10 protein-coding genes are annotated in these 9498 nt (G+C 40.9%); 6 read left to right on the top strand and 4 right to left on the bottom strand.

Going from position 1 to position 9498, the window contains the following annotated elements; all coding sequences use genetic code 11:
• Positions 1 to 328: 328 nt before the first annotated feature.
• From groL to QM629_RS17305, 4 genes are all read right to left on the bottom strand, one after another.
• Entirely contained in the window at positions 329 to 1966 is a 1638-nt protein-coding gene (groL, locus tag QM629_RS17320; protein WP_415161148.1) for a chaperonin GroEL, read from the bottom strand.
• Positions 1967 to 2130: 164 nt separating this feature from the next.
• Positions 2131 to 2415 (bottom strand): co-chaperone GroES, encoded by a 285-nt coding sequence (locus tag QM629_RS17315; protein ID WP_090663166.1) that lies wholly within the window; start codon positions 2413 to 2415, stop codon positions 2131 to 2133.
• A 225-nt stretch (positions 2416 to 2640) separates the two neighbouring features.
• Positions 2641 to 4194, bottom strand: coding sequence for a S10 family peptidase (locus tag QM629_RS17310; protein WP_415161147.1), 1554 nt, complete (start codon positions 4192 to 4194; stop codon positions 2641 to 2643).
• Positions 4195 to 4204: 10 nt separating this feature from the next.
• On the bottom strand, positions 4205 to 4642 hold the full coding sequence (locus tag QM629_RS17305) for a MerC domain-containing protein (RefSeq protein ID WP_415161146.1): 438 nt from the start codon (positions 4640 to 4642) through the stop codon (positions 4205 to 4207).
• A gap of 63 nt (positions 4643 to 4705) precedes the next feature.
• Here QM629_RS17305 and lgt point away from each other — a divergent pair, with 63 nt between their 5' ends.
• From lgt to QM629_RS17275, 6 genes are all read left to right on the top strand, one after another.
• The gene (gene lgt, locus QM629_RS17300) at positions 4706 to 5557 is read left to right on the top strand and encodes a prolipoprotein diacylglyceryl transferase (RefSeq protein ID WP_415161145.1); all 852 of its coding nucleotides are present in this window, start codon (positions 4706 to 4708) and stop codon (positions 5555 to 5557) included.
• A gap of 261 nt (positions 5558 to 5818) precedes the next feature.
• Positions 5819 to 6505, top strand: coding sequence for an ATP-binding cassette domain-containing protein (locus QM629_RS17295; protein ID WP_415161144.1), 687 nt, complete (start codon positions 5819 to 5821; stop codon positions 6503 to 6505).
• A complete protein-coding gene (locus QM629_RS17290) occupies positions 6502 to 7755 on the top strand; it encodes an ABC transporter permease (RefSeq protein WP_415161143.1) in 1254 nt (417 codons plus the stop codon). The genes QM629_RS17295 and QM629_RS17290 overlap by 4 nt, the downstream gene beginning before the upstream one ends.
• Before the next feature lie 120 nt (positions 7756 to 7875).
• Positions 7876 to 8322, top strand: a complete 447-nt coding sequence (locus QM629_RS17285; RefSeq protein WP_415161142.1) for a hypothetical protein — start codon at positions 7876 to 7878, stop codon at positions 8320 to 8322.
• 100 nt (positions 8323 to 8422) lie between these two features.
• Positions 8423 to 8860, top strand: coding sequence for a hypothetical protein (locus tag QM629_RS17280; RefSeq protein WP_415161141.1), 438 nt, complete (start codon positions 8423 to 8425; stop codon positions 8858 to 8860).
• Positions 8861 to 9081: 221 nt separating this feature from the next.
• Positions 9082 to 9498, top strand: a 417-nt coding sequence (locus QM629_RS17275) for a type IV toxin-antitoxin system AbiEi family antitoxin domain-containing protein (protein ID WP_415161140.1), incomplete at its 3' end; no start/stop codon positions are given.

Here is a 9498-nt window from a genome sequence, read left to right as displayed (position 1 = left end):
TGAGAATTTTATGCATGAAAGAAAAAACAACAAAAAGCAGGTGCAAAAGTATTTCCATGTAAAGCACGTCAGATATGCAGCGTAGAGAATTTATACGAACTAAATTGGGTAACGATTAATATATCTTTTAAGCAATGTTCAAAAAGTAAAATTTATTAATGGGGTTTCGCTTACGGATTTGTTAAAGCGCGAAATCTTTTTTATTGTGAGGGAGGCTTATTGGTGAAGAACACATGCAAAGGCAGAAATATACAAGTTGCCCCAGTCTTAGCCCAACAAAAAAAGGCCGCCTTTTGCGACGACCTTTTTAAACTTATAAGAACTCAGATTAATAATCCATGCCCATACCACCTGGCATACCAGCCGGGGCTGCTGCGGCAGACTTAGGTTCAGGCTTATCAGCAATTACACATTCTGTTGTTAACAACATACCTGCTATTGATGCTGCATTTTCCAAAGCTACACGGGTAACTTTTGTAGGATCAATAATACCGGCAGAGAATAATTTTTCATAGTTCTCTGTGCGGGCGTTGAAACCAAAATCGCCTTTACCTTCTTTTATTTTCTGTACAACGATGGAACCTTCAATACCAGCATTGGCTACAATCTGGCGGAGGGGTTCTTCCAGCGCACGCTTAACGATGTTGATACCGGTTGCTTCATCTTCGTTGTCTGATTTTAATTCATCCAACGCTTCGATTGAGCGGATGAAAGCCGTTCCGCCACCAGGTACAATACCTTCTTCAACGGCAGCACGGGTGGCATGCAAAGCATCATCAACACGGTCTTTCTTTTCTTTCATTTCCACTTCTGTTGCTGCGCCTACATTCAGTACAGCCACACCACCGCTTAATTTAGCCAGGCGTTCCTGTAATTTTTCTTTGTCATAATCAGAAGTTGTTGTTTCAATCTGCGCTTTAATCTGGTTAATGCGCGCCTGGATATCTTCTTTTTTACCGGAACCGCCCACGATGGTTGTATTGTCTTTGTCAATTACAACACGGTCTGCACGACCGAGGTAAGAAAGATCTGCATTTTCCAGTTTGTAGCCTTGTTCCTCGCTCACCACAATACCTTTTGTAAGGGTAGCAATATCGTTCAGCATTTCTTTCCTGCGGTCGCCAAAGCCCGGGGCTTTAACAGCAGCCACTTTAATAGTGCCGCGCAGTTTGTTCACGATCAGTGTTGCCAGTGCTTCACCTTCCAGATCTTCAGCAATGATGAGCAACGGAGCGCCCTGCTGAGCGATCTTTTCAAGAATGTGCAGGATATCCTTCATGGCGCTGATCTTTTTGTCATAGATCAGGATATAAGGCTTTTCCAGTTCGGCTTCCATTTTTTCGCTGTTGGTAACGAAGTAAGCGGAAAGATAACCGCGGTCAAACTGCATACCTTCCACAATCTCGATGTTGGTTTCAGTGCCTTTGGCTTCTTCAACCGTAATAACGCCATCTTTGCCCACTTTGCCGAAAGCTTCAGCAATCAGTTTGCCGATGGTATCGTCGTTGTTGGCAGAGATAGAAGCCACCTGCTGAATTTTGTTTTGGTCAGAACCCACAGTCTGGCTCTGTGATTTTAAATGCTCAACCACAGCCGTTACAGCTTTGTCAATACCGCGTTTCAGATCCATTGGATTAGCGCCGGCAGCAACGTTCTTTAAGCCTTCGCTGATGATGGATTGCGCCAGCACAGTGGCCGTGGTAGTGCCATCGCCTGCAATGTCTGCAGTTTTGGAAGCTACCTCTTTCACCATCTGGGCGCCCATGTTTTCAATGGAATCTTCCAGTTCAATTTCTTTGGCCACCGTAACGCCATCTTTTGTTACAGAAGGTGCGCCGAATTTTTTCTCTAATACTACATTACGGCCTTTAGGACCTAATGTAACTTTCACAGCGTTGGCAAGCACGTCAACGCCACGTTTCATTTTATTTCTCGCTTCAATGTCGAAGAAGAGTTGTTTAGACATAGTATTAAGCCCCTATCTCCCGCCGGGGCGGAGGATTTATAACCTGTGAGGCGAACAGGTTTTATTAATTTGAAATTAATGTTTGAAAAGAACTTCTTACTTTCAGAAAGATTGAAAATTATTTGCGACTTTCCCAACTCCCCTTAGGGCTGGGGCATCAGGCTTTACACAATCGCCAAAATGTCGCTTTCCCTCATAATGAGGTAATCAGTGCCTTCGATGCTGATTTCTGTACCGGCATATTTGCCATACAAAACAGTATCGCCCGCCTTAACGGTTACAGGCTCATCTTTTTTGCCGGGGCCTGCTGCTACAACAGTGCCACGCTGGGGTTTTTCTTTCGCTGTGTCGGGGATGATAATTCCGCCTGCAGTTTTTTCTTCGGCTTTAGCCGGTTCAATAATTACCCTGTCATGCAGTGGGGTAACCTTAATGTCTGTTTTAGCCATAAAATGTATAAATTTTAAAATTTAAATAAGAGGATCGCCTGTTTAAAGACAGCAATCCGTAATCAATTTTTTTGCCACTGTCAGCCATAAAGCCAAAATTTCATGATTGGTTTAGCAATGGCAGTTTTAAAAGTGGCGGTAAAGAAAAGCTTTCAGGGCGGAGTGACAAAATTTCACCTGCCTGAACTTGGATTTTGTGATTTATGGATTAGAATAATGGCCGGTTTATTTTACGGCATCGGCATAAAAATTTTCCGCATCCTTTTGAAGCTTTGCATTATCAGGCTTATTAATATACACCATGTGCCCAGCCGTATAATAGGTAAGCTGAATATTATTTTTTACATCATCCCGCAAACCCAGATGCTGCACTACATATTCTGCATTGTATAAAGGTGTGGCAAGGTCGTAATATCCGCAACATACCATTACTTTTAAATGACTGTTCTGTGTCATAGCGCTCCGCAGCGTTTCAGATACATCAAGGTACCTGTTTTCTGCGGGCTTATAATCCCAGGGCCAAACGCTTGTAGTTGCATTATAAGGCAGATCGTTTTTATAGCCAAGGTCTTTTCGTACATAAGTATTGAAAGCCGAAATAAAAAGCCCGTTAAGATTTGCATCGCTTGGATCGTAGCTGGGATATTCACCGGCATCGTCGTTGTCTTCACCGGAAAAACGACTGTCATACCTGCCGGTTATTTTGCCTGAATCACGAAGCAGTTCTTTAAAAAAACGAAAATCATTTATACGGCAGTTCGCTTTTCGGATATAGTCTTTTGATAAACCCGTAAAATAATGCAGTGAATCAATGATACTGTTTTTTAAAGCTTCAGATACATCATTGCCCTGCATTAAAAAATCTGTATAAGTTTTCTTTGCAAAGGCTTCTGCTTTGCGTGCCAGTGCATCCACACTCAAAGCCTGCAGATCATCGCTTAATTTGTGATAATATTGTGCAGTGGTTGAATATGTTGGCAGAAAGAAAATATACGGCATTTCATTACCGGTGTGAAAATCTATTAACTGAAAGTTTAAAACGGAAGATATAAGGGTGATGCCATTCAGATACATGCCATATTTTTCCTGCAAATAGCCTGATAAGCCGGCGGCCCTCGTTGTGCCATAACTTTCGCCTGCAATAAATTTCGGGTTATCCCAGCGCTGAAACCTTGTTACAAATAATCTTATAAAATCGCCGACAGACTGCACATCTTCGGTATATCCATGAAACAATTTTGCATCAACGCCTTTTGCAGCACGGCTGTACCCGGTTGAAACAGGGTCGATATATACAAGGTCTGTAAAGCCAATCCAGGAATAAGGATTATCACCATAAGAATAGGGCGGCCCTGTAGCCGTGCCCTTATCATCTGCAAAATTCACCCTTACCGGGCTAAACCCGCCCATGTGCAGCCAGATAGCCGCAGAGCCAGGCCCTCCGTTAAAAACGAAAGTAACCGGGCGTTTTTCATCGTTATTTGCGTCATCCCTTGTATAAGCTACATAAAATATTTTAGCCATTACCTTATCCTCTTCATTCTTCATAGATAAATACCCCGTCGTGGCAGTATAAGCAAATGTTTTTCCATCAAGCGTTATTTTATGATGCGTAATAACGGGAGGGGGAACGCTGTCAGTTTTATTATACATCAAACTGTCCTTGTCAGTAATCTGTATAGTTGTTATTTTTCTTTCCGTTGGATTTTGGGCAAATAAGGTTTGTACATTGGCGCACAACAATAAGGCGAATAAGCAGGGGACAATTTTTTTTCTCATAAAATTTTTATTAAGACATTCTTTTTAAGTTATTGTACATAATTTTTTCTTTATCCTTTTTCACAGGATGAACTTTGCATTGTTTATTATATTTCAGGTTAAAGATATGCGCTGTGATAATAGCGCCTGCGCCAAAAAATTTTAATGTCATTTCTATCCATTGCCTGTCAATAAAATTGCCTGCTATAACCAGGGATAACCCAAAACCAAATGCCAGCAGCGGCCATAAATGATGGTGATGTTTTCTATACCCGTGATATAATGCCCAGCTTCCGGAAACGAATGAAACAATAACCATAGAAACTTCAATCTTCCAGTTTTTCATCATTTCAATACCAAATAGCGGCAGCGTTGAAAATAATAAGGGCAATAATATGCAATGAATGGCACAGGCGAGAGAGGCGCCAATGCCTATCTTATCAAGAAATGAATTGTGCACTTTATCCATAAAGAATTGTCAAAGTTAAAACAAAATGCAACAATGTTGCAAATAATTTTATTTTTTTGAAGCATGTTATTTGTACACTGGAACATTGACCCGGAGATTTTTAAGGCGAGTTTTATAAGCCTGCGTTATTACTCATTGTGTTTTGCCATGGCCTTTATTTGCGCTTACGTTGGGTTAAAAAAATTTTTTATTGCAGAGCATATCCCTGTCAGGCTTTTGGATAAACTAACTATTTATGTATTTGCCGGAACGCTGATTGGCGCAAGGCTTGGCGATTGTTTTTTTTATGACTGGGCTTATTATAAAGATCATCTTATAGAAATTATATTGCCTTTCAGTTATTCAAATGGAAATTTCCGGGTAACGGGTTACCAGGGGCTGGCAAGCCATGGTGGTGCAGCAGGAATTTTAATCGCCGTTTATATTTATTGTAAAGTGTATAAACAGTCGTTTTTATATATGCTTGACCGGCTTGTAATTGCTGTTGCTCTGGCCGGGTTTTTTATACGCACAGGTAATTTTTTTAATTCTGAAATTATTGGCAGGCCTTCAGCATTGCCGTGGGCGGTTGTGTTTGAAAGGGTAGATAACATTCCACGGCATCCGGCGCAACTATACGAGGCTCTTTGTTACCTCATCCTGTTTTTTGTACTGATGCGCTTGTATAAAAAATATAAATCCGCAAGCGGCTTCTTGTTTGGCTGGTTTCTTATATTAATTTTTTCCTGCCGGTTTCTGCTTGAATTTGTAAAAGAAAACCAGGAAAGTTTTGAAAGCAGCATGGTTATCAACATGGGGCAGTTGCTAAGCATTCCATTTATAATTACAGGGCTTATATTCATATTACGTAAACGGAAGAAGCCATCTCAAAAGGCCGGTATAACCTCTTTGTATGCAGTAAGCGATGTGGATTGAAATCAAACAGCGATCCCCAAAGCCTTCAAAAACTTTTTGAGGCAGCTTCAGTTATTTTTTATAACAATCATCACAAATACCATTCAGCGCTGCATCAATATGCTTTGTTTTCAGTTTTCCCGAAATCCTGATAAACAGGCAGAATGCTCTTGGAAACAAACGCTAATAAAAATATAATTATGCAACATGGTTGCAAAATATATTTACTTTTAACGCATGAAATAAGCTATAAAATTTTCGGATAAATCATATTAACACCTGATGAAAGATTTATCCGAATTGCCTGTTGATATTGAAGAAACAAAAAATATACACATGAAAATTTCCACATCCGGCATTCAGTTTGCATACAGCGGTTTTGTTTCATTCAGTTACCCGGCATTGCAGTGCGGCAGCAGGGAAGTATTGCTGATAACAGGAAAATCAGGATGTGGCAAAACAACATTCCTTCATATTTTATGCGGGCTGATACGCAACTATAAAGGCAGGGTAAATATAAATGATGTTGATATTACTGCACTAAGCAACCGCAGGCTTGATAAGTTTCGCGGCAATCAGTTAGGGATCATTTTTCAGCGCAATTACTTTATTTCGTCGCTTAATGTGGAAGACAATATTTTATTTTCTTCCTACCTGCCATCAGGCAGAAAAAACAAGGCAAAAGCGCATGCGCTTGCGGAAGAACTGCACATAAAAAAGCTGCTCCGCAAAATGCCGGCGCAGTTAAGCCAGGGCGAGCAGCAACGTGTTTCCATTGCCCGGGCATTAATGAATGATGTAAGCGTTGTACTGGCTGATGAACCAACAAGCAGCCTTGATGATGATAATGCAATAACCGTTGCCTCCTTGTTGCAAAAACAGGCCGGGCAGGCAGGCGCGGCGTTGATTATTGTAACACATGATGAAAGGCTAAAAAACATTTTTCCCAACAGCATCTCCCTGTCATGATTGTAAAGCTTATATTTCAAAACCTGCTGTACAAACCTTTGGCTACTTTATTAAGCATCGTCCTTTTAATGCTGGGCACCGGCATTATTTCCATGTTGCTGCTCATGCAAAGCGAAGCTGAGCATAAGTTTGATACGGATCTGAAAGATATTGACCTGGTGGCGGGCGCTAAAGGCAGCCCTTTGCAACTGGTGCTTTCTGCCGTATATCAGATGGATGCGCCGACAGGCAACATTAAAAAAAATGACCTCGATATTTTGCATGCCGACCCTTTTATACAACAGGTTATTCCACTGGCTTACGGCGACAGCTATAAAGGCTATCGCATTGTTGGAACAGACAGCAATTATATAAAAAAATATAAGGCCGCATTACAGGAAGGAACTATGTATGCAAAGCCGATGGATGTGGTGTTAGGCAGCAATGTTGCTGCTGCCACCAGCACAAAGCTGTATGAAAATTTTTTTGGAACGCATGGCCTGTCTGCCGGCGGAGAAGTGCATAAACAATTTGCTTATAAGGTAACGGGTATATTAAAGCCCACGAATACCGTGCTGGATAATCTTGTACTTACGCCCATTGAAAGCGTTTGGCTTATTCATCATCATAAAGATGAAGATGAACTGCAGGAAGAAAAGAATACGGCAGGCATGATGGCGTTAAACCCGAATGCACCAAAAGATACCTCCAAACCGGAAGATGAAATAACCGCTGCCCTGATAAAGCTGCGCAGCCCGCTCGGCATGATGACCCTGCCGCGAACCCTTAACCAATATACAGACATGCAGGTGGCTTCGCCTGCGCTTGAAATAAACCGCCTGTTTAATTTAATGGGCATTGGCATTACTACATTACAGGGCATTGCTTATGCTATTATGGGTATATCGGCGCTGAGTGTTTTTATTTCACTTTATACGAGATTAAAAGAACGTAAATACGAAATGGCATTAATGCGCACTATGGGCGGCAGCCGTATGCTTTTGTTTGCTGCAACTGTTGCGGAAGGGTTGCTGCTTTGCATTGCTGGCTTTTTGCTGGGCATTGCCATAAGCAGGCTGGGCATTATTGCTATTAACAGCTATTCAACGGCAAATTATCATTTGTCATTTACCCATGTACGTATCACAAAAGATGAATGGTATTTATGTTTTATTACGATAGCAATTGGTTTTATGGCAGCGGCCATTCCTGCCGTTAAAGCATCAGCCATCAATATTTCAAAAACACTTACCAATGAAACGCCCATGTAAAATGTATTTTTCACACAGCCTGTCCCGAACCAGCTTCGGGAGGGAATGTGTACATCAGGGCGTTCTCCCGAAGCAAGTTCGGGACAGGCATGAGACCATTGAAAAAACAAACTTGTACGAATGAATAAAGGGAAATATATCATCATAAGCTTTCTGCTTTTTTCATTTTCTGCTTTTGCGCAGGATGCTGTTGAAACCAACTGGGATGTATTGCAGGCAATAAATTTTATTCCAAAGTATAATGCTGAATTAAAAGCCAAAGTGTTGTTTCCGAAATTCACTGACCAGATACTGGATATGGAAAACAAAACAGTGGAAGTGGAAGGTTATGTAATTCCTGTTGACCCTACAGGCGCCATCGTTGCCCTGTCTGCCAATCCTTATGCGGCCTGCTATTTTTGCGGTAAAGCAGGGCCTGCTTCTGTCATGACGATTAAGCTGAAAACTGTAAAGAAAAAATACATGACGGATGCGTATAAAAAATTCAAAGGCACATTAAGATTAAACTATGATGACATCCATGAGTTTTATTATATACTGGAGAATGCCGAACAGGTAAAGAATTAAAGTTATTAAAACTATGTGAAGCGTCCTCGCTTCGCATAGCTGTTTTATCGCCTTTGGCGATTAACAAATAAGATTGAAGCAACAAATATTTTTTATGAATATGATGATAAAAACTGGCTGTTGCATTTTAGCGATAACGCTGAGCGCTTTTGCCGGCATCGTATATACACCCACATGGACAGAACTGCAGGCGGTGCGCTTCAGGCAAAAATATAACGATGAAGTAAAGGGCAATGTTGATTTTCCCGATTTCCCATCCAATATAAAAAAGATGGAAGGCAGGCTGGTAAAAGTTGCTGGTTATATTATTCCCTGGGATGAAACCGGTGAATCAGTTGCCATATCAGCCAATCCAAACAAAACCTGCTATTTCTGCGGAAACGCCGGCCCCCTGTCTGTAATGGATGTGAAATTGAGGAATAAAAAACAAAGGTTTAAAGTAGATGAATTCAGAACATTTACCGGAACGCTTGAGCTAAACGACAGTGATATTCATCAACTGTTTTATGTATTAAATGATGCGGCGCCTGTAAAATGAATGATTTTTTTATGCGATAAAAATGTTGTAAGAAATTTTTTGCGAAAAGTACCGAAAAGTGGTATTTTTCGCAAAAATTATCTCAAGTGGTTTCAGACGGTAATTATAAACGCTTAGCATATTGGGTTGAGGAATGTCAATCCAAAGGTAAGTTGACATTCAGCATTGCCGAACTCAAAAAGAGTTTTGCCAATGACAGCGAAACATCTTTAAAAAGAGTGTTGGACAGATTATCGGAAAAAGAGAAAATCGTTTCTGTTTTTAAAGGTTATTACGTAATCGTTTCGCCACAATATTTTTCAAAAGGAATTTTGCCGTTCGCCCTGTTTATTGACGGGCTGATGAAATTTTTGGAACGGAAATATTATGTAGGATTATTAAATGCAGCAGCCTTACATGGAGCAGCGCATCAGCAACCGCAGGAATATTTTGTAGTAACGGAATATCCTGTCTTAAGGCCAACCAATAAAAAAGGGATTAAAATAAATTATATCAGTACAAGGCAACTGCCACCTGCCACGCTTATTGAAAAGAAGAAAACGGAAACAGGTTATATCAACGTTTCAAACCCGGTACTGACAGCCATTGATTTGGTCAATTACGAAAAGAGAATCGGCGGATTAAGCCGTGCCGTAACC

Origin of the sequence: Parafilimonas sp., assembly GCF_047606085.1 — a bacterium.
Classification (GTDB): domain Bacteria; phylum Bacteroidota; class Bacteroidia; order Chitinophagales; family Chitinophagaceae; genus Parafilimonas.
The sequence above is the reverse complement of the archived record's forward strand: the minus strand, read 5'-3'. Positions and strand labels throughout refer to the sequence as shown.